The organism is Streptomyces sp. (assembly GCF_019510245.1).
In the GTDB taxonomy this organism is placed as follows: Bacteria; Actinomycetota; Actinomycetes; order Streptomycetales; family Streptomycetaceae; genus Streptomyces.
The window spans coordinates 91,387-111,845 of sequence record NZ_JAEKKT010000138.1 but is presented as its reverse complement, the minus strand read 5'-3'; the positions used below and the strand labels follow the sequence as shown (position 1 = coordinate 111,845).

Genomic DNA, 20,459 nt, shown 5'->3' with positions numbered 1-20,459 from the left:
TGGCCGGGTGGCCGGGGGCGCGGCTGACCGCCGTACTGGCGACGGTCGCAGGCGGCAACGCCCGTGGGGCCGTACGGGCCTGGCGGGCCGACGCGGCGAAGCATCCGAGCCCCAACGCGGGTCCCGTGGAGGCTTCGTTCGCGGGGGCGTTGGGGGTGCGGCTCGGGGGGACGTTGTCGTACGGGGGGCGGGTCGAGCACCGGCCGGTGCTGAACGGGGAGGGGCGGTCTGTGGAAGTCGCGGACATCGAGCGGGCGGTGCGGTTGTCACGGCGGGTGGGGTGGCTGGCGTTGGGGGTGAGCGCGGCGGGGGCGCTGCTGCGCGGATCGCTCCCGGGAAGGGCGTCATGAACAACGGAGGCCTCCTCGTCGCCGGCACCACCTCCGACGCCGGGAAGAGTGTCGTCACCGCCGGTGTCTGCCGGTGGCTGGTGCGGCAGGGTGTGAAGGTCGCGCCGTTCAAGGCGCAGAACATGTCCCTCAATTCCTTCGTCACCCGCGAAGGCGCCGAGATCGGGCGGGCGCAGGCCATGCAGGCGCAGGCCTGCCGGGTGGAGCCGACCGCGCTCATGAACCCCGTGCTGCTCAAGCCCGGCGGCGAGCAGAGCAGTCAGGTCGTACTGCTCGGCAAGCCGGTCGGTGAACTCAGCGCGCGGGGCTATCACGGCGGGCGGCAGCAGAAGCTGCTCGGGACCGTGCTCGACTGCCTCGCCGAGTTGCGGGGCACGTATGACGCGGTGATCTGTGAGGGGGCCGGCAGTCCGGCCGAGATCAACCTGCGGCGGACCGACATCGTGAACATGGGGATCGCGCGGAATGCCGGGCTGCCCGTGCTCGTCGTCGGCGACATCGACCGCGGCGGTGTCTTCGCCTCCTTCTTCGGGACCGTGGCGCTGCTCTCGCCGGAGGACCAGGCCCTCGTCGCCGGGTTCCTCGTCAACAAGTTCCGCGGGGACGTCTCGCTGCTGGAGCCGGGCCTCGACATGCTCCACGGGCTCACCGGGCGGCACACCTACGGCGTCCTCCCGTTCCGGCACGGCCTCGGGATCGACGAGGAGGACGGGCTCCGCGTCTCCCTGCGCGGCACCGTGCGCGAGTCGAACGTCGCCCCGCCCGTCGGGGAGGACGTCCTGCGGGTCGCCGTCTGTGCGATCCCCCTGATGTCCAACTTCACGGACGTGGACGCGCTGGCCGCCGAACCGGGCGTCGTGGTGCGGTTCGTGGACCGGCCGGAGGAGCTGGCCGACGCCGACCTCGTCATCGTCCCCGGCACCCGGGGAACGGTCCGCGCCCTGGAGTGGCTGCGGGAGCGGGGGCTGGCCGAAGCGCTGCGGCGCCGGGCCGCCGAACAGCGGCCGGTGCTCGGCATCTGCGGCGGCTTCCAGGTCCTCGGTGACCACATCGAGGACGACGTCGAGAGCCGCCGGGGCCGCGTCGACGGGCTCGGTGTGCTGCCCGTGCGGGTCCGGTTCGCCCGGGAGAAGACGCTCACCCGGCCTGTCGGAAAGGCCCTCGGCGAGCGGGTCGAGGGGTACGAGATCCACCACGGGGTCGCCGAGGTGACCGGGGGCGACGCGTTCATCACCGATGACCGAGGACACAGCCTGGACGGCTGCCGCGTCGGGCAGACCTGGGGCACGCACTGGCACGGCTCCCTGGAGTCGGACGGTTTCCGCCGGGCCTTCCTGCGCGAGGTGGCGGCCGCCGCGGGCCGCCGGTTCGTGCCGGCCCCCGGCACCTCGTTCGCCGCGCTGCGCGAGGAGCAGCTCGACCGGCTCGGCGACCTGATCGAACAGCACGCGGACACGGACGCGCTCTGGCGGCTCATCGAGTCGGGCGCGCCGCAAGGACTGCCTTTCATTCCACCGGGAGCGCCCGCATGAGCACTGTGTTGTTGTTGTCGACGGCCGACACCGATCTGCTGGCGGCCCGGTCCGCCTCCGGTGCCGACTACCGGATCGGCAATCCGACGCGCCTCGACGTCGCGGAGGAACTGCCCGCGCTCGTCGCGGGCGCGGACATCGCCGTCGTACGGCTGCTCGGCGGCAAGCGCGCCTGGGAGGGCGGGCTCGCCGCCCTGAAGGCCGCCGGGATCCCGACCGTGCTGCTCGGCGGCGAGGCGGTGCCGGACGCCGAGTTGATGGCGGAGTCGTCGGTGCCGGCGGGCGTGGTCGCCGAGGCCCTCAGGTACCTCGTCGAGGGCGGCCCCGCCAACCTGACCGAGCTGGCCCGCTTCCTCTCCGACACCGTGCTGCTGACCGGCGAGGGGTTCGACGGGCCGCAGAAGATGCCCGAGTACGGCGTCCACGGCGAACGCCCCCAGGCCGAGGGCCGCCCGACCGTCGGCGTGCTCTTCTACCGCGCCCACGAACTGAGCGGCAACACCGGCTTCGTGGACACCCTGTGCGACGCGATCGAGGCGCACGGTGCCAACGCCCTCCCGGTGTACTGCGGTTCGCTGCGCGGGGCGGACGCGGGGCTGTACGAGATCCTCGCCGGGGCCGACGCGCTGGTGGCCACGGTCCTGGCCGCGGGCGGCACCCACGCCTCCCAGGCCTCGGCCGGCGGCGACGAGGAGGCCTGGGACATCGGCGCGCTCGCCGATCTCGACATCCCCGTCCTGCAAGGACTGTGCCTCACCTCCTCGCACGCGGCCTGGGACGGGTCGGACGCCGCCCTCTCCCCCATGGACGCGGCGATGCAGGTGGCGATCCCGGAGTTCGACGGCCGGCTGATCACGGTCCCCTTCTCCTTCAAGGAGCAGGGCCCCGACGACGTCCCGGTGTACGTCGCCGACCCCGAGCGGGCCGGACGCGTCGCCGGGATCGCCGTACGGCACGCGCGGCTCAGGCACAAGCCGAACGCCGAGAAGAAGGTCGCGCTGGTCTTCACCGCGTACCCGACCAAGCACTCCCGGGTCGGCAACGCGGTCGGCCTGGACACCCCCGCATCGGCGGTGCGGGTGCTGGACGCCCTCGCGTCGGCCGGGTACGGGGTCACCGCATACCCCTCCGGTGGCGACGAGTTGATCCACCGGCTCATCAACGCCGGCGGACATGACGTCGAGTGGCTCACCGAGGAGCAGCTGGCCGCCGCGCCCGCGCGGGTGCCGCTCACGGAGTACCGGGCGTGGTTCGAGAAGCTCGACCCGGCGCTCCGGGACGCGATGACCGAGGCGTGGGGCGAGCCGCCGGGCTCGCTGTACGTGGACGGGGACGACATCGTGCTGGCCTCCCTCCGGTTCGGGAACGTCGTCGTCATGATCCAGCCGCCCCGCGGCTTCGGCGAGAACCCGATCGCGATCTACCACGACCCGGACATGCCGCCGTCGCACCACTACATGGCGGCCTACCGCTGGCTGGAGGCCGCAACATCGGAGGGGGGCTTCGGCGCCGACGCGATCGTGCACATGGGCAAGCACGGCACGATGGAGTGGCTGCCGGGCAAGGGGCTGGGCCTGAGCGCCGGTTGTGCCCCAGACGCGGTCCTCGGCGACCTGCCGCTGATCTACCCCTTCATCGTCAACGACCCCGGCGAGGGCACCCAGGCCAAGCGGCGCGGGCACGCCACCGTCGTCGACCACCTGGTGCCGCCGATGGCCCGCGCCGACACCTACGGCGACCTGGCGAAGCTGGAGCAGCTGCTCGACGAGTACGCGCTGGTGTCGGATCTGGACCCGGCGAAGGCACCGGCCGTCCGCGCCCAGATCTGGACGCTGGTCAAGGCGGCCGAGCTCCACCACGACCTGCACGTGGACGAGCAGCCGGAGGACGGCGACTTCGACGAGTTCGTCATGCACATCGACGGCTACCTGTGCGAGATCAAGGACGTGCAGATCCGCGACGGCCTGCACGTCCTCGGCGGCGGCCCGGTCGGCGAGCCGCGGGTGAACCTGGTGCTGGCGGTGCTGCGCGCCTCGCAGGTGTGGGGCGGGCAGGCGAACGCGCTGCCCGGGCTGCGCGCCGCCTTCGCCGCGCATTTCGGTCTGGTCGAGAAGGAGTTGCTGGCCGAGCCGGGCGCGCCGGTGAAGGTGCCGGTGGAGCTGACGGATCTGGTCGAGGGGCCGTCGCGTACCGCGGCCGACGCGATCGACCTGCTGGAGCAGCTGTGCCGCCGGGTCGCGGAGGGCATGGAGCAGCGGGACTGGGCCGCCACCGAGAGCCGTGCGCTGGTGCGGGAGGTCCTCGGCACCGAACTCGCGGACGCCGTGGCCGTGCTGGAGTTCGCGTGCACCGAGGTCGTGCCGCGGCTCGCGCGCACCACGGACGAGATCGGGCACATCCTGAAGGCCCTGGAGGGCGGTTACGTCCCGGCGGGCCCGTCCGGCTCCCCCACCCGCGGCCTGGTCAACGTCCTGCCCACCGGCCGGAACTTCTACTCGGTCGACCCCAAGGCCATTCCGTCCCGGCTGAGCTGGGAGGTCGGTCAGTCGCTCGCGGACTCGCTCGTGCAGCGGTACCTCCAGGACACCGGCGCCTACCCGAAGTCCGTCGGCCTGACGGTGTGGGGCACCTCCGCGATGCGCACCCAGGGCGACGACATCGCCGAGATCCTGGCGCTGCTGGGCTGCCGTCCGGTCTGGGACGACGCGTCGCGGCGCGTGACCGGCTTCGAGGTGGTCCCGCTCGCCGAGCTGGGCCGGCCGCGCATCGACGTCACGGTCCGCATCTCGGGCTTCTTCCGGGACGCGTTCCCGCACGTGGTAGCGCTGATCGACGACGCCGTGCGCAGGGTCGCCGAGCTGGACGAGCCTGCCGAATCCAACTACGTGAAGGCCCACGCCGACGAGGACACCGCCGAGCACGGCGACCGGCGGCGCTCCACCGCCTGTGTCTTCGGCTCCAAACCGGGGGCCTACGGCGCCGGCCTGCTGCCGCTGATCGACGCCCGCAACTGGCGCTCCGACGCGGACCTCGCCGAGGTGTACGCGGTGTGGGGCGGTTACGCCTACGGGCGCGGGCTGGACGGGCGGCCGGCGCGCGGGGACATGGAGACCGCGTTCAGGCGGATCGCCGTCGCCGCGAAGAACGTCGACACCCGCGAGCACGACCTCGTGGACGCCGACGACTACTTCCAGTACCACGGCGGCATGGTCGCCATGGTGCGCCACCTGACCGGTGCCAGCCCCGAGGCGTACGTGGGCGATTCGGCCACGCCGGACCAGGTGCGGACCCGGACGCTCGGCGAGGAGACGCACCGCGTCTTCCGGGCCCGGGTGGTCAACCCCCGCTGGATGGCGGCGATGCGCCGGCACGGCTACAAGGGCGCCTTCGAGATGGCGGCGACCGTCGACTACCTCTTCGGGTACGACGCCACCGCGGGCGTGGTCGACGACTGGATGTACGAGAAGCTCGCGTCCGAGTACGTGTTCTCGCCGGAGAACCAGGAGTTCATGCGTCAGTCCAACCCGTGGGCGCTGCGCGGCATTTCCGAGCGTCTGCTGGAGGCGGCGGACCGCGGCCTCTGGGCGGAACCGGACCCGGAGACCTTGGACCGGCTCCGGGCGACCTACCTCGAGCTCGAGGGAGATCTGGAGGGAGACGCGTGAGCGACTCCGGGATCCCCGCGTCGGCGGGGAGCACCGCATGGACGAGGACCGCACAGCGGACCACGTCGGAACACCCCCGCGACCGCAGGGAGCAGACCTTGATCTCGACACCGCTGCATGCGGCGCTCGCACCCGCCTCCCATGGCTCACCCGAAGGAGTGATCGCAGCGTGAGCACCCCGTTCCCCTTCACAGCCGTGGTCGGCCAGGACGACCTGCGCCTGGCGCTGCTCCTCAACGCGGTGAGCCCCGCGGTGGGGGGTGTTCTCGTCCGGGGCGAGAAGGGCACCGCCAAGTCGACCGCCGTACGGGCCCTGTCGGCGCTGCTGCCGGCCGTGGACGTCGTCGCCCGCTGCCGTTTCTCCTGCGACCCGGCCGCGCCCGATCCGGCCTGCCCGGACGGCCCGCACAACCCGCCCGGTGCCTTCGAGTCCCGCCCGGCGCGCATGGTCGAACTGCCGGTGGGCGCCTCCGAGGACCGGCTGGTGGGCGCGCTGGACATCGAACGCGCCCTGGCGGAGGGCGTGAAGGCCTTCGAGCCGGGCCTGCTGGCCGACGCGCACCGGGGCATCCTCTACGTCGACGAGGTCAACCTCCTCCACGACCACCTGGTCGACCTGCTGCTGGACGCGGCCGCGATGGGCGCCTCGTACGTGGAACGCGAGGGCGTGTCGGTCCGGCACGCGGCGCGCTTCCTGCTCGTCGGGACGATGAACCCCGAAGAGGGTGAGCTGCGGCCCCAGCTGCTCGACCGGTTCGGCCTCACGGTCGAGGTGGCCGCCTCCCGCGAGCCCGACCAGCGGGTGGAGGTCGTACGGCGGCGGCTCGCGTACGACGACGATCCGGCGGGTTTCGCGGCGCGCTGGGCGGGCGAGGAGACCGCCCTACGGCAACGGATCGTGGCGGCACGGGAGTTGCTGCCGTCGGTGCGGCTGGGCGACGGGGCGCTGCGGCAGATCGCGGCGACCTGCGCGGCCTTCGAGGTTGACGGCATGCGCGCGGACATCGTGATGGCCCGGACGGCGACCGCGCTGGCCGCGTGGGCCGGGCGGACCGAGGTGCTCGCCGAGGACGTCCGGCAGGCCGCGCTGCTGGCGCTGCCGCACCGCAGGCGCCGCAACCCCTTCGACGCGCCCGGACTCGACGAGGACAAGCTGGACCAGACGCTGGAGGAGTTCTCCGGGGAGGAGGACCAGGGTGACGACGATCCGGATCCGGACGGTCCCGGTGGGGGCGGCGGCCGGCCGCAGCCCGACGAGGGGCCGCGGGGCGACGGTGCGACAGAGGATGCCGCCCGGCCCGAGGCCGGGGAGAGCGACGGCGTGCCGCAGCAGGCCGGTGCCGGGGAGCAGGCGCCCGTACGGGCCGCCGAGCCCTTTCGCACCAAGGTGCTGAGCGTGCCGGGGATCGGCGAGGGCGCCGCCGGGCGGCGGTCCCGGGCGCGGACCGAGCACGGGCGGACCACGGGTGCGCGACGGCCGCGCGGTGCCCTGACGAAGCTGCACCTGGCGGCGACCGTGCAGGCCGCCGCCCCGCATCAGCGGGCGCGCGGGCGGTCGGGGCCGGGGCTCGTGCTCCGGCGGGACGATCTGCGGCAGGCGGCCCGGGAGGGACGTGAGGGGAACCTCGTCCTGTTCGTGGTCGACGCGTCCGGGTCGATGGCGGCCCGGCAGCGGATGAGCGCGGTGAAGGGTGCCGTGCTGTCGCTGCTGCTCGACGCCTACCAGCGGCGGGACAAGGTGGGGCTGGTGACCCTCCGGGGCACGGCGGCCGATGTGGCGTTGCCGCCGACCTCGTCGGTGGACGCGGCGGCGGCCCGCCTGGAGTCGCTGCCGACGGGCGGGCGGACGCCGCTCGCCGCCGGGCTGCTCAAGGCGCACGACGTGCTGCGGGTGGAGCGGTTGCGGGACCCGGCACGGCGGGCGCTGGTGGTCGTGGTGACCGACGGACGCGCCACCGGTGGCCCCGAGCCGGTCGCGCTCGCCGGGCGCGCGGCGCGGCTTCTCGCCGCGGGCGGGGTCGCCTCGGTGGTCGTGGACTGCGAGTCCGGGCCGGTGCGGCTGGGGCTCGCCGGGCAGTTGGCAGGTGAGCTGGGCGGTACCGCGGTGACGCTCGACGAACTGCGGGCGGACTCGATCGCCGGACTGGTGAAGGACGTTCAGGGTCGTTCGAGGAGGGCCGCGTAATGCCGCAGGGACAGCCGAGTGTCGTGCCCGACGACGGGCTGACGACCCGTCAGCGACGTAACCGGCCGCTCGTCGTCGTGCACACGGGGATCGGGAAGGGCAAGTCCACCGCCGCGTTCGGGCTCGCGCTGCGGGCCTGGAACCAGGGGTGGCCCATCGGGGTGTTCCAGTTCGTCAAGTCGGCGAAGTGGAAGGTCGGCGAGGAGAACGCGCTGCGGGTGCTGGGCGCCTCCGGCGAGGGCGGGACCGTCGACTGGCACAAGATGGGCGAGGGCTGGTCCTGGGTGCAGCGCGACGCGCAGATGGACAACGAGGAGAAGGCACGGGAGGGCTGGGAGCAGGTCAAGCGGGATCTGGCGGCCGAGACCTACCGGCTGTACGTGCTGGACGAGTTCGCGTACCCGATGCACTGGGGGTGGGTCGACACGGACGAGGTCGTCGACGTGCTGCGGAACCGCCCCGGCACCCAGCATGTCGTGATCACCGGGCGGAACGCGCCCGGGAAGCTCGTCGACCTCGCCGACCTCGTCACCGACATGTCCAAGGTCAAGCACCCGATGGACGCGGGGCAGAAGGGGCAGAGGGGCATCGAGTGGTGACGTCCCCGTCCGTGCCCCGGCTGGTCGTCGCCGCGCCGTCGTCCGGCAGCGGCAAGACCACCGTTGCCACCGGGTTGATGGCCGCGTTCGCCGCGCGGGGGCTCGCCGTGTCCCCGCACAAGGTGGGGCCCGACTACATCGACCCCGGGTACCACGCGCTCGCGACCGGGCGGGTGGGGCGGAACCTCGACGCGTACCTGTGCGGGCCGGAGCTGATCGGTCCGCTGTTCGCGCACGGCGCGCGGGGGTGTGACCTGGCCGTCGTCGAGGGCGTGATGGGTCTGTACGACGGGGCCGCGGGGGAAGGGGAGCTGGCGTCCACCGCGCATGTCGCGAAGCTGTTGCGGGCGCCGGTGGTGCTGGTCGTGGACGCGTCGTCGCAGTCGCGGTCGGTGGCGGCGCTGGTGCACGGGTTCGCGTCGTGGGATCCGGAGGTGCGGGTCGCGGGCGTGATCCTCAACAAGGTGGGGTCGGACCGGCACGAGGAGTTGCTGCGGGGGGCGCTGGACGCTGCGGGGGTGCCGGTGCTGGGCGTGTTGCGGCGGGTGGCGCAGGTGGGTACGCCGTCTCGGCATCTTGGGTTGGTGCCGGTCGCCGAGCGGCGGGGGGAGGCGGTGGCGGCGGTGGCGGCGATGGCTGCGCAGGTCGCCGGCGGGTGCGACCTGGAGGCGCTGATGGGGGTGGCGCGGGGGGCCGGGGCGCTTCCAAGTGCGGTGTGGGATGCGGCTGAGGCCCTGGCTTCCTCGCCCCCGCCGCCGCTACCCGTCCCATCACCAGGGGCTGCCGCCCCTTCGACCCCGCCTTCGGGGGCTGCCACCCCCGAACCCCCGTTTCGGCCTGAACGGCCTCGTCCTCAAACGCCGGACGGGCTTGAAGAGAGCGGCGTGCGGGTCGCTGTTGCCGGTGGCGCTGCCTTCAGCTTCTCCTATGCGGAGCACGCCGAGTTGCTTGCCGCCGCCGGGGCCGAGGTCGTCGTGTTCGATCCGCTTCGGGATGAGCAACTGCCCGACGGGACAAGCGGGCTGGTGATCGGGGGCGGGTTTCCCGAGGTGTACGGCGCGGAGCTGTCGGCCAATGAGGCGCTGCGCAAGGACGTCGCCGCTCTCGCGGAGCGCGGTGCTCCCGTCGCCGCCGAGTGTGCGGGGCTGCTGTACCTGTGCCGGGAGCTGGACGGGCTTCCCATGTGCGGGGTGCTGGACGCGAGCGCGCGGATGTCGGAACGGCTGACCCTGGGGTACCGGGACGCCGTCGCCGTGAGTGACAGTGTGCTGGCCGTCGCCGGGACGCGGATGCGGGGGCACGAGTTCCACCGGACCGTGGTGGAGCCGGGGGCGGGGGCGGCTCCCGCGTGGGGGGTGCGTGCGCCCCGGCCGCGGGTCGAAGGTTTTGTACAGCGGGGTGTGCACGCGAGTTATCTGCACACGCACTGGGCGTCCGAACCCGGTGTGGCCCGGAGGTTCGTGGAGAGGTGCCGGACGTCATGAGCAGCAGCAGGTTGATCGGAGTCGGGGTGGGGCCCGGTGACCCCGAGCTGGTGACCGTCAAGGGGGTCAACGCCCTGCGCGCCGCCGACGTCGTCGTGGTGCCCGTGATGGACACCGGTGAGCGCGGGCGGGCCGAGGCCACCGTGCTGCACTACGTCGGCGCGGAGAAGGTCGTACGGGTCGTCTTCGCGCTGAACGAGCGCAGTGACCGGGGGCGGCGGGAGGCTGCCTGGGATGCGGCGGGGGCCAGGGTGGCCGAGCTGCTGCGGGGGCACGGGACGGTCGCCTTCGCCACCATCGGGGATCCGAATGTCTATTCGACGTTCACGTATCTGGCGCAGACCATCTCCGAGCTGGTGCCGGACCTGGCCGTCGAGACCGTGCCCGGGATCACCGCCATGCAGGATCTCGCCGCCCGGTCCGGGGCCGTGCTCACCGAGGGGACCGAGCCGCTGACGCTGGTGCCGGTGACCGCGGGGGCGGAGGTGCTCAAGGAGGCCTTGAGCGGGCCGGGAACGGTCGTGGCGTACAAGTTCGGGCGGCACGCCGGTGCGGTCGTGGCGGCGCTGCGGGAGAGCGGACGGGTCGACGACGCCGTGTGGGGGTCGGCGCTGGGGCTGGCGGAGGAGTCCGTCCGGCCCGCCGCCGAGCTCGACGGCTCCCCGTTGCCGTACCTCTCCACGCTCATCGCGCCCCCGCGCCGGGACGGTGGCAGAGGCGGGAAGCTGTGAGCGATCGGGCGTCAGCCGGAGATGCCCACCACCAGCCAGATGAAGGCCGCGCCGGCGACCGTGCACAGCAGCGTCGAGCGGGCCGGGTGCTCGTGGTGGGCCTCGGGAAGGATCTCGGCGGCGGCCAGGTAGAGCAGGACGCCGCCGAAGAGGCCGAGATAGCCGCCGAGCAGCCCCTCCGGGATGGTGATGAAGATCGTGGAGAGGGCGCCGACGACCGGTGCGCAGGCGTCGGCGACCAGCATCGCTATCGCCCGGCGGCGCTCGTTGCCGTACAGGCTCGTGATCGTGAAGGTGTTGAAGCCGTCCGCGAAGTCGTGCGCGACGACCGCGAGGGCCACCGCCGCGCCCATGCCGCCGCCCACCTGGAAAGCCGCGCCGATCGCCACACCGTCCATCGCGCTGTGGCCGACCATCGCGCCGGCCGCCGTCAGGCCCACCTCGGGCGCCCGGTGGCTGTGCTCGTCGGCGCCGTGCGCGGCCTGGCGGAGGGCCAGGGTGCGTTCCACCAGGTGGGCCAGGAGGAAGCCGGCCACGAACAAGAGCAGGGCGGCCGGTACGCCGAAGACCTCGCGGCCGGCCGCGCGCAGCGCCTCCGGCAGCAGGTCGAGGCCGACCACCCCGAGCATCAGACCGCCGGCCAGTCCGAGGACCAGGTGACGACGGTCGGTCACACGCTGTGCCGTCCAGCCGCCGGCCAGCGTCATCAGGAACGCGCCGAGCGCGACGAAGACCGCCATGTGCCCTTGCTATCCGATCGACCCGCCTCAGCGCACATCCAGCACCACCGGTAACACCCTTTGTCCAGAGAGGACCGAATTTCCATGGCCGATGCCGCCGCCTCCGCCGCTGCCGCCGGCGACGCTCCCACCGGCAAGGTGACCTTCGTCGGTGCCGGCCCCGGCGCAGCCGATCTGCTGACGTTCCGGGCCGCGCGCGCGATCGCCGAGGCCGACGTCGTGATCTGGGCCGCGAGCCTGGTCCAGGCGGAGGTCCTCCAGCACGCGCGCGAGGACGCGGAGGTTCTTGACTCCGCGACGATGTCCCTCGAAGACGTCGTCGCCGTCTACGAGCGGGCCCGCACGCAGGGGCTGCGGGTGGCCCGTATCCACTCCGGGGATCCGGCGCTCTGGGGCGGTACCCAGGAACAGGTCGACCGGTGTGCCGGGATCGGCATCGAGGTCGAGATCGTGCCCGGTGTCTCCTCCTTCTCGGCCGTGGCCGCGCTGGCGCAGCGCGAGCTGACCATTCCCGAGGTGGCGCAGTCCGTCGTGCTCACCCGGCTCGGCGGCGGCAAGACGCCGATGCCGCCGGGTGAGGAGGTGCGGGAGTTCGCCCGGCACGGGACCACCATGGCGGTCTTCCTGTCCGCCGCGCGCAGCGGGCAGCTGGTGCGCGAGCTGCTGGAGGGCGGATACCCCACGTCCACCCCCGTCGTCGTCGCCTACCAGGCGACCTGGCCGGAGGAACTGGTCGTGCGGTGCACGATCGAGACGCTGGAGGAGACGGTCAAGGAGCACAAGCTCTGGAAGCACACCCTCTTCCTGGTCGGCCCGGCGCTGGCCGCCCACGGCACCCGCTCGCACCTCTACCACCCCGGCCACTTCCACGGTTTCCGCAAGGCCGATCCGCAGGCCCGGCGGGAGCTGCGCGAGCGGGGGGCCAGTACGTGATCACGGTCGTCGGTACGGGGACGGGCGCCCCGCTGCCGCCCGGCGTGCTCGCCGGCGCCCGGCTGGTCGTCGGAGGGCGGCGGCATCTGGACGCCGTACGGCTGCCCGAGGGGGCCGAACGGGTCGTCCTCGGGCCGCTGGCGCCTGCCCTGGACACCATCGAGGAGTACCTCGGCAAGGGCCTGCCGGTGACCGTGCTGGCCTCGGGGGACCCCGGGTTCTTCGGGATCGTGCGGGTGCTGGCCGAGCGGTTCGGCGCTGACCGGCTGGACGTGCGGCCCGGGGTGTCGTCCGTCGCCGCCGCCTTCGCCCGCACCGGGCTCACCTGGGACGACGCCGTGGTGGTGAGCGCACACGGCCGCGACCCGCGCACGGCGGTGAACGTCTGCCGGGCACATCCGAAGGTCGCGGTGCTGACGGGGCCGGGGGCGGGGCCAGCCGAGCTGGGGGCGGCGCTGCGGCACGCCTTCGGCACACCGCCGGGCACGTCACCGGACGGGTCCGTGGACGGGTCCGGCGCGCGCGTCCTCGTCGTCGCCTCGGCGCTCGGCTCCCCGCGGGAGCGCGTCGAGCGGGTCACGCCCGCCGAGGCCGCCGACCGGGACTGGGGACCGGACGTCAGCGTGGTGCTGTGCCTGGACGAGGCGCGGACGCGGGCGCCGGGCGCCGTACGGACGGTGGCGGGCGGCCGGGCGGAACCCGCCGGGTGGGCCCTTGGCGAGGACGAGTTCGCGCACCGCGACTCGATGATCACCAAGTTCGAGGTACGGGCGCTGGCGCTGGCCCGGCTCGGGCCCCGCCTCGGCGACCTGGTCTGGGACGTCGGCGCGGGCTCCGGGTCGGTGGCGGTGGAGTGCGCACGGCTCGGCGCCGCCGTCGTCGCCGTGGAGAAGGCGGCGGACGGGGTGGAGCGGATCGCGGCCAACGCGCGGGCGCACGGGGTGTACGTGGATGTGGTGTGGGGCAGGGCTCCGGATGCGCTGGCCGGACTCCCCGACCCCGACGCCGTGTTCATCGGCGGGGGCGGTGCCGGACTGCCCGCGGTCGTCGGCGCCTGCGCCGCGCGCGCCCGGCGGACGGTGGTGGTCGCGATGGCCGCCCTGGACCGGGTACCGGCGGCGCGTGCGGCGCTCACCGGTGCCGGGTTCTCCTGCGACGGGGTGCTGCTGCAGTCCTCCCGTCTCGCGCCGCTGCCGGGCGAGGTGACCCGGCTGGCCGCGACCAATCCCGTGTTCCTGCTGTGGGGGACACGAACCCCCTTGTCTGACGAAGGAGTTGCTCTGTGATCGGCCTCATTTCCGCCACCGCGGCGGGGGCGGCGGCGCGCGACCGGCTGGCCGCGGCGTGGCCGGACCGCACGCGGGTCTACGACGGCCCCGTCAAGGACGCCGTACGGTCCGCGTTCGCGGAGTGCGAGCAGCTGGTGTGTTTCCTGGCCACGGGTGCGGTGGTCCGGCTGATCGCCCCGCTGCTGGGCGAGAAGGCGACCGACCCGGGGGTGGTGTGCGTCGACGAGGGCGGGCGGTTCGCCGTGTCGCTGGTCGGCGGGCACGGGGGCGGTGCGAACGAGCTCGCCCGGCAGGTGGCCGAGTTGCTGGCGGCACAGCCGGTGGTGACCACCGCGACCGACTCGGTCGGGCTGCCCGGCCTCGACACCCTGGGCCTCCCGGTGGAGGGCTCGGTGGCGGCCGTGTCGCGGGCCCTGCTGGACGGCGAACCGGTGGCACTGCACGCCGAGTTGCCGTGGCCGCTGCCGCCGCTGCCGCTGGCGGAGGAGGGCGCCCACTGTGTCCGGCTGACCGACCGCGCGGTCGAACCCGCGGGGAACGAGGTGCTGTTGCGGCCGCCGTCCCTCGTCGTGGGCGTCGGTGCCTCCAAGGGCGCCCCGGTCGAGGAGGTGCTCGGGCTCGTCGGGACGGCGTTGCGGGACGCGGGGCTGTCGCCGCGCAGCATCGCCGAACTCGCCACCGTCGACGCCAAGTCCGAGGAACCCGCAATCGTCGCGGCGGCCGCGCGGCTCGGAGTCCCGCTGGTGACGTACCCGGCCGAGGAGCTCGCCGGGGTCCGGGTGCCCCATCCCTCGGACGCACCCCTCGCCGCCGTCGGCACCCCCTCCGTCGCCGAGGCGGCGGCCCTCGCGCGGGGCGGCGAACTCCTCGTCCCCAAGCGGAAGTCGCAGCGGGAGGACGGCCGGCCCGCGATGGCGACCTGCGCCGTCGTACGGCGTCCGGCCCGCGGGCGGCTCGCCGTCGTCGGGCTCGGTCCCGGTGCCCGGGACCTGCTCACCCCGCGCGCCAGGGCCGAACTCCGGCGCGCCGCCGTGCTCGTCGGCCTCGACCAGTACGTCGACCAGATCCGTGACCTGCTGCGGCCCGGCACCCGGATCCTGGAGTCGGGGCTCGGCGCGGAGGAGGAGCGGGCGCGTACCGCGGTCGCCGAGGCGCGCGCCGGGCGGGCCGTCGCACTGATCGGCAGCGGGGACGCGGGCGTGTACGCCATGGCCTCCCCGGCGCTCGCCGAGGCCTCCGACGACATCGACGTGATCGGCGTCCCCGGCGTCACGGCCGCGCTCGCGGCCGGGGCGATCCTGGGCGCGCCGCTCGGCCACGACCATGTCTCGATCAGCCTGTCCGACCTGCACACGCCGTGGGAGGTCATCGAGCGCCGGGTGCGCGCGGCGGCCGAGGCGGACCTCGTCGTGACGTTCTACAACCCGCGTTCCCGGGGCCGCGACTGGCAGCTGCCCAAGGCGCTCGCCATCCTCGCCGGTCACCGGGAGCCGACCACGCCCGTCGGTGTCGTGCGCAACGCCTCGCGCCCCGACGAGTCGAGCCGGCTGACCACCCTGGGTGCGCTGGACCCGGCATGGGTCGACATGATGACGGTCGTGACCGTGGGCAACACGGCGACCCGGAACATCGCCGGGCGCATGGTCACCCCGCGCGGCTACCGCTGGCAGGAGAGCGCCCAGGAGGAGGACAGGTGAACCGGGTCGTCCATCCCATCGAGCAGGAGTCCTACCGGCGGTTGCGCGCCCGCCTGGACACCTCGCACTTCCCGCCGCTGACCCGGGCGGTCGTGGAGCGGGTCATCCACTCCGCCGCCGACCTGGAGTACGCGGCCGACCTGGTGACCGACGAGGCCGACCTGGTGAAGGCGCACGCGGCGCTGCACGCCGGGGCGCCGGTCGTCGTGGACGTCGAGATGGTCGCCGCCGGGATCACCCGCCGGAAGACCGTGTGCCGGCTGCGCGACGCCGAGGCCGGGCCAGGCCTGACCCGTTCGGCGCACGCGATCCGGCTCGCCTACGAGCAGGTCGGGCCCGGCGCCCTGTGGGTGATCGGCAACGCGCCGACCGCGCTGGAGGAGCTGCTGACGCTGGACGCCGCCCCCGCGCTCGTCATCGGTCTGCCCGTCGGTTTCGTCGGTGCGGCCGAGTCCAAGGCCGCGTTGCGGGCGAGCGGGCTGCCCGCCGTGAGCAACGTGTCCGAGAAGGGCGGCTCGGCGGTCGCCGCCGCCGCGCTCAACGCCCTGCTGTACCACCCCACTTCCGAGGAGACCCTGTGACCACCCCGCCCGCCCTGCTCATCGCCGGCCACGGCACCCGGGACGAAGCCGGGGCCGAGGCGTTCCGCGACTTCGTGCGGCAGCTGGGGCGCCGCCACCCCGAACTGCCCGTCGCGGGCGGCTTCATCGAGCTGTCCCCGCCGCCGCTCGGCGACGCCGTGGCCGAGCTGGTGGAGCAGGGCGTACGGCGCTTCGCCGCGGTACCGCTGATGCTGGTCTCCGCCGGACACGCCAAGGGCGACATCCCTGCGGCGCTGGCCCGGGAGAAGGAGCGGCACCCGGGCATCTCGTACACCTACGGGCGTCCGCTGGGGCCCCACCCCTCCCTGCTGTCGGTCCTGGAGCGGCGCCTGGACGACGCGCTGGGCGGTTCCGCGCGGGCCGTACGGGACCGCGCCGACGTGACCGTGCTGCTGGTGGGCCGCGGTTCGACGGACCCCGACGCCAACGCCGAGGTGCACAAGGCGGCCCGGCTGCTGTGGGAGGGCCGCGGGTACGCCGGGGTGGAGACGGCGTTCGTGTCGCTGGCGGCGCCGGACGTGCCGAGCGGCCTCGACCGGTGTCTGAAACTGGGGGCGCGCCGGATCGTCGTCCTGCCGTACTTTCTCTTCACCGGGATCCTGCCGGACCGGGTGCGGCAGCAGGCCGAGGGCTGGGCGGCCGCGCACCCGGAGATCGAGGTGCGTTCGGCGGACGTCATCGGGCCCGAGCCGGAACTGCTGGACCTGGTGATGGAGCGGTACCGGGAGGCGGTCGAGGGTGACCTGCGGATGAACTGCGACTCGTGCGTCTACCGGATCGCGCTGCCCGGTTTCGAGGACAAGGTCGGGCTGCCGCAGCAGCCGCACTTCCACCCGGACGACGACGGCCACCACCACGGGCAAGGGCACCACCACCATGGCGGGCACGCGCATGCGCACTGAGGACGGTCCCGGCGGTCCCGGGGGCGACAGAGGTCCCGAGGAGTCCGGCGGTTCCCCGGGCGGACACGATCTGCGGCACCACGGCGACGCCGAGGTCCGGGACGGCGGCCCCGGGCTCGTCGACCTCGCGGTCAACGTACGCAGCGACACTCCCCCGGTCTGGCTGCGGGAGCGGATAGCCGAGTCGCTCGGCGGGCTCGCGGCCTACCCGGACGGGCGGGCGGCACGGGCGGCGGTCGCGGCGCGGCACGGGCTGCCGGTGGAGCGGGTACTGCTGACGGCGGGCACCGCGGAGGCGTTCGTCCTGCTGGCGCGGGCGCTGAAGGTACGCCGGCCGGTGGTGGTGCACCCGCAGTTCACCGAGCCGGAGGCAGCGCTGCGGGACGCCGGGCACACCGTGGACCGGGTGCTGCTGCGGGAGGCGGACGGGTTCCGGCTGGATCCGGCCGCCGTGCCGGAGGACGCCGACCTGGTCGTGGTCGGCAATCCGACCAACCCGACGTCGGTGCTGCATCCGGCCGGTGCGATCGCCCGGCTCGCCCGTCCCGGGCGGACGCTGGTGGTCGACGAGGCCTTCATGGACGCGGTGCCGGGCGAGCGGGAGGCGCTGGCCGGGCGGACCGACGTACCGGGTCTGGTGGTGCTGCGGAGCCTGACGAAGACGTGGGGGCTGGCCGGGCTGCGGATCGGGTACGTGCTGGCCGCGCCGGAGATCATCACCGAGCTGGCGCGGGCGCAGCCGTTGTGGCCGGTCTCCACACCGGCGCTGGCCGCGGCCGAGGCGTGTGTGGCGCCGCGCGCGCTGGCGGAGGCGGCGCATGCGGCGCACCGCGTCGCCGCCGACCGGGCCCATCTGGTGGCGGGCCTCGAGGAGTTCGCGCCGGAGGGGGTGCGGGTGGCGGGGCCCGCGGAGGGGCCGTTCGTGCTCGTCCGGATGGCGGGGGCGGCGGCCGTGCGGCGGCAGTTGCGGGTGCTGGGGTACGCCGTGCGGCGGGGGGACACGTTTCCCGGGCTGGACGAGGAGTGGGTGCGGGTCGCGGTGCGGGACCGGGGGACGGTGAACCGGTTCCTGCTGGCGCTGGATCAGGCGTTGATGTTCGTGCGCGCCTGAGCGGGGGAACTGCGCGCCATGGGCGACTGCGGGTGCGTCGTGGCTGGTCGCGCAGTTCCTCCCCCAGCGCCCCTGAAAAGCAGGGCGTCAGCGTCGACGTCGGACCACGGTCGCCGCTCCTGCGCCCACCAGAATCAACGCCAGCGCTCCTCCCAGCACATACGGCGTCACCGAACTGCCGCCCGTCTCCGCCAGCTTCGTCTCCTTCGCCGGGGCGCCCTGGACCTTCACGTCGGACACCGGGTCGGCAGGATCGGCCGGGGCGGCCGCGGCGTCGGGCGGGGTCTCGCACGTCGCCTTCGCCAGCGTCACCGTCCCCGTCACCTCGGCCACGTTGAGCTTCAGCGGGTTGACGGTGACCTTGAGTTCGAGGGCGCTGGCCGCCGCCGTGGTCGAGGTCGTCTCGCGCCTGGAGAGGTCGAGGCGGACCTCACCGACGCCGGGGACCCTGACGTCGGTGGGGCCGCCCGCGCTCAGCGTGACGCGCTTGCCGAGCACGGTGACGGCGCCGAGCACGTCGGCGGAGGCCTCCGGCTGTCTGCCGGTCTCGCAGGTGGCCCTGGACGTGACCGTGTCGACTTCGACGAGGGACAGCAGGGGCAGGCCCGGCAGGTGCAGCCGGGCGTGGGCGAGGTGGACGGAGGCCTCGGCACGGTCCGCGGTGACCGTCGCCTTCGCGGAGGCGACGTCCGCGCCGAGGACGTTGAAGGGCTTGCCGCCGTCGACTCCGTCGAGGGTGGCGGTCAGCGCCGTCCGGTCGGCGCTCTGCGGTGCCTGGACCTCGTTCAGGGAGACCGCGAGCGGGACGTTCACGGTCTTGCCGAGGAGGGAGACGTCGAGGCCGGTGCGCAGGACGACCGCGCTCGCACGACCGTGGCCGCCGGTCGCGTGTGCGGTGCCCGCGCCGGCCAGGGCCGCGGGACCGGCGGCCAGGGCCGTGGCCGTCGCGAGGGTCGCGAGACGGCGTGCGGGCATACGGAATGTGTCGCTGTTCAAGGTGGTGGGACCCCCAGAGGAAACTTGCTCGGGACCCGCCAAGAATTACGCACTGTGGGTGAACGGGCAGCAATCCTGCGTCACTTCACTCCATAGTGGACTTTCCGCCCACCTGTTCGAGTCGGCAGGCACGGGAGTTCCCTTACTCCACGACCTGCCCGTTCAGCACCACTCTCCGGGGGGATGCGAGGACGCGCACGTCCGCGCGCGGGTCGCTCTCGTACACCACCAGGTCCGCCGGCGCGCCCTCCTCGAGTCCGGGCCTGCCGAGCCAGGCGCGGGCCGCCCAGCTGGTCGCCGCGAGCGCGTCGAGGGGTGGGATGCCGGCGGTCACCAGCTCGGCGACCTCGCCCGCGACCAGGCCGTGGGCGAGGCTGCCGCCGGCGTCCGTGCCGACGTACACCGGGATCCCGGCGTCGTAGGCGGCCCGGACCGTGTCGTAACGGCGCTCGTGGAGCCTGCGCATATGAGCCGACCAGCGGGGGAACTTGGCCTCGCCGCCCGCCGCCAGGTCCGGGAAGGTGGCGATGTTGACCAGGGTGGGGACGATCGCGACGCCACGGGAGGCGAAGAGGGGGATCAAGTCCTCCGTCAGGCCCGTGGCGTGCTCGATGCAGTCGATGCCGGCCTCGACCAGGTCCTGGAGCGAGTTCTCGGCGAAGCAGTGGGCGGTGACCCGGGCGCCGAGCCGGTGGGCCTCGGCGATGGCGGCCTCGACGGCGTCCCGGGGCCAGCTGGGGGCCAGGTCGCCGAGGTCGCGGTCGATCCAGTCGCCGACCAGCTTGACCCAGCCGTCGCCGCGCCGGGCCTCCTGGGCGACGTACGCGACCAGGTCCGCCGGCTCGATCTCGTGGGCGAAGTTCCTGATGTAGCGGCGGGTACGGGCGATGTGCCGGCCGGCCCGGACGATCTTCGGCAGGTCGTCGCGGTCGTCGACCCAGCGGGTGTCCGACGGCGAGCCGGCGTCCCGGATGAGGAGGGTCCCGGCCTCGCGGTCGGTGAGGGCCTGCTTCTCGGCCGCCGCCGCGTCGACCGGGCCGTGCGGGCCGAGGCCGACGTGGCAGTGGGCGTCGACGAGACCGGGGAGCGCCCAGCCCGCCACGGTGCGGATGTCACGGGCGCCGGCGGGACGGTCGTAGGAGACCCGGCCGTCCACCACCCACAGCTCGTCCCGGACGTCCTCGGGCCCCACGAGGACCCTGCCCTTCACGTGCAGCACCGCCTGATCGCTCATGGGGCTCAGCCTAGGACGACCGGGAGGCCCTCATCGATGCGGCCCAGCAGCCGGCCGCCGTGGACCCGCGGGGCGTCGAAGGAGCGCCAGTCGTCCTCGCCGTCGGCGCGCAGCACCTCGGGGACGAGGACCGAGGCCGGGTCGACGTCCTGGGCGAGGTCGAGGCAGGCGGACACGACGACCGCGCCGTGCAGCGTGCCGCCGACGGGGTCCGGGCTGAACTCGCCGGACAGGACGGTGACCGTGGCCCGCAGATCGCCGAGGACGACCACCGCCGGGCAGCCGTCGTCGACGTTGACGGTGCTGCCCTCGACGGTCAGGTCACCGTCGACGACGAGGCCGGCACCCGAGGTGCCGTCGCGTCCGGGTCCAGGTCGAGATCGCCCGCGATCGTGAGCGGGCCGGCCTC

General features: G+C 74.1%; 17 protein-coding genes. 13 read left to right on the top strand and 4 right to left on the bottom strand.

Going from position 1 to position 20,459, the window contains the following annotated elements:
- The 7 genes from JF597_RS21780 to cobI form a co-directional block, all read left to right on the top strand.
- On the top strand, nucleotides 1-350 hold a 350-nt coding region (locus JF597_RS21780; RefSeq protein ID WP_293997223.1), incomplete at its 5' end, for a cobalamin biosynthesis protein.
- A complete protein-coding gene (locus JF597_RS21775; RefSeq protein ID WP_293997221.1) occupies nucleotides 347-1,882 on the top strand; it encodes a cobyric acid synthase in 1,536 nt (511 codons plus the stop codon). The genes JF597_RS21780 and JF597_RS21775, both read left to right, overlap by 4 nt.
- The gene (gene cobN / locus JF597_RS21770; RefSeq protein ID WP_293997219.1) at nucleotides 1,879-5,547 is read left to right on the top strand and encodes a cobaltochelatase subunit CobN; all 3,669 of its coding nucleotides are present in this window, start codon (nucleotides 1,879-1,881) and stop codon (nucleotides 5,545-5,547) included. The genes JF597_RS21775 and cobN overlap by 4 nt, the downstream gene beginning before the upstream one ends.
- A gap of 169 nt (nucleotides 5,548-5,716) precedes the next feature.
- Nucleotides 5,717-7,732 carry a putative cobaltochelatase gene (locus JF597_RS21765; protein ID WP_293997216.1) on the top strand — a complete coding sequence of 672 codons (2,016 nt, stop codon included), beginning with the start codon at nucleotides 5,717-5,719 and terminating at the stop codon, nucleotides 7,730-7,732.
- Nucleotides 7,732-8,331, top strand: coding sequence for a cob(I)yrinic acid a,c-diamide adenosyltransferase (gene cobO / locus JF597_RS21760; RefSeq protein ID WP_293997213.1), 600 nt, complete (start codon nucleotides 7,732-7,734; stop codon nucleotides 8,329-8,331). Before JF597_RS21765 ends, cobO begins: the two co-directional genes overlap by 1 nt.
- Nucleotides 8,325-9,815, top strand: a complete 1,491-nt coding sequence (locus JF597_RS21755; RefSeq protein WP_293997210.1) for a cobyrinate a,c-diamide synthase — start codon at nucleotides 8,325-8,327, stop codon at nucleotides 9,813-9,815. Before cobO ends, JF597_RS21755 begins: the two co-directional genes overlap by 7 nt.
- On the top strand, nucleotides 9,800-10,546 hold the full coding sequence (gene cobI / locus JF597_RS21750; RefSeq protein WP_293997208.1) for a precorrin-2 C(20)-methyltransferase: 747 nt from the start codon (nucleotides 9,800-9,802) through the stop codon (nucleotides 10,544-10,546). Before JF597_RS21755 ends, cobI begins: the two co-directional genes overlap by 16 nt.
- 11 nt (nucleotides 10,547-10,557) lie before the next feature.
- On the opposite strand, the gene JF597_RS21745 is transcribed toward cobI, so the two are convergent.
- Nucleotides 10,558-11,286, bottom strand: coding sequence for a ZIP family metal transporter (locus JF597_RS21745; RefSeq protein ID WP_293997205.1), 729 nt, complete (start codon nucleotides 11,284-11,286; stop codon nucleotides 10,558-10,560).
- An 84-nt stretch (nucleotides 11,287-11,370) separates the two neighbouring features.
- Between JF597_RS21745 and cobM the strand changes: the two genes are divergently transcribed.
- Genes cobM through cobC form a run of 6 tightly spaced genes read left to right on the top strand, consistent with a single transcriptional unit; the run spans nucleotide 11,371 to nucleotide 17,820 of the window.
- A complete protein-coding gene (cobM, locus tag JF597_RS21740; RefSeq protein ID WP_293997203.1) occupies nucleotides 11,371-12,219 on the top strand; it encodes a precorrin-4 C(11)-methyltransferase in 849 nt (282 codons plus the stop codon).
- Nucleotides 12,216-13,505: a precorrin-6y C5,15-methyltransferase (decarboxylating) subunit CbiE gene (gene cbiE / locus JF597_RS21735; protein WP_293997200.1), complete on the top strand. Its 1,290-nt coding sequence runs from the start codon at nucleotides 12,216-12,218 to the stop codon at nucleotides 13,503-13,505. The genes cobM and cbiE overlap by 4 nt, the downstream gene beginning before the upstream one ends.
- The gene (gene cobJ / locus JF597_RS21730; protein WP_293997197.1) at nucleotides 13,502-15,205 is read left to right on the top strand and encodes a precorrin-3B C(17)-methyltransferase; all 1,704 of its coding nucleotides are present in this window, start codon (nucleotides 13,502-13,504) and stop codon (nucleotides 15,203-15,205) included. Before cbiE ends, cobJ begins: the two co-directional genes overlap by 4 nt.
- On the top strand, nucleotides 15,202-15,786 hold the full coding sequence (locus JF597_RS21725; protein WP_293997194.1) for a precorrin-8X methylmutase: 585 nt from the start codon (nucleotides 15,202-15,204) through the stop codon (nucleotides 15,784-15,786). The genes cobJ and JF597_RS21725 overlap by 4 nt, the downstream gene beginning before the upstream one ends.
- Nucleotides 15,783-16,709, top strand: coding sequence for a sirohydrochlorin chelatase (locus JF597_RS21720; protein ID WP_293997191.1), 927 nt, complete (start codon nucleotides 15,783-15,785; stop codon nucleotides 16,707-16,709). Before JF597_RS21725 ends, JF597_RS21720 begins: the two co-directional genes overlap by 4 nt.
- Entirely contained in the window at nucleotides 16,699-17,820 is a 1,122-nt protein-coding gene (cobC, locus tag JF597_RS21715; RefSeq protein WP_293997189.1) for an Rv2231c family pyridoxal phosphate-dependent protein CobC, read from the top strand. The genes JF597_RS21720 and cobC overlap by 11 nt, the downstream gene beginning before the upstream one ends.
- 87 nt (nucleotides 17,821-17,907) lie before the next feature.
- Here the strand turns inward: cobC and JF597_RS21710 are convergent, their stop codons facing one another.
- From JF597_RS21710 to JF597_RS21700, 3 genes are all read right to left on the bottom strand, one after another.
- Nucleotides 17,908-18,816, bottom strand: a complete 909-nt coding sequence (locus JF597_RS21710; protein ID WP_293997186.1) for an SCO1860 family LAETG-anchored protein — start codon at nucleotides 18,814-18,816, stop codon at nucleotides 17,908-17,910.
- Nucleotides 18,817-18,958: 142 nt separating this feature from the next.
- Nucleotides 18,959-20,050 carry an amidohydrolase family protein gene (locus JF597_RS21705; RefSeq protein ID WP_293997184.1) on the bottom strand — a complete coding sequence of 364 codons (1,092 nt, stop codon included), beginning with the start codon at nucleotides 20,048-20,050 and terminating at the stop codon, nucleotides 18,959-18,961.
- A gap of 5 nt (nucleotides 20,051-20,055) precedes the next feature.
- Nucleotides 20,056-20,322 carry a hypothetical protein gene (locus JF597_RS21700; RefSeq protein WP_293997182.1) on the bottom strand — a complete coding sequence of 89 codons (267 nt, stop codon included), beginning with the start codon at nucleotides 20,320-20,322 and terminating at the stop codon, nucleotides 20,056-20,058.
- Nucleotides 20,323-20,459 lie beyond the last annotated feature (137 nt).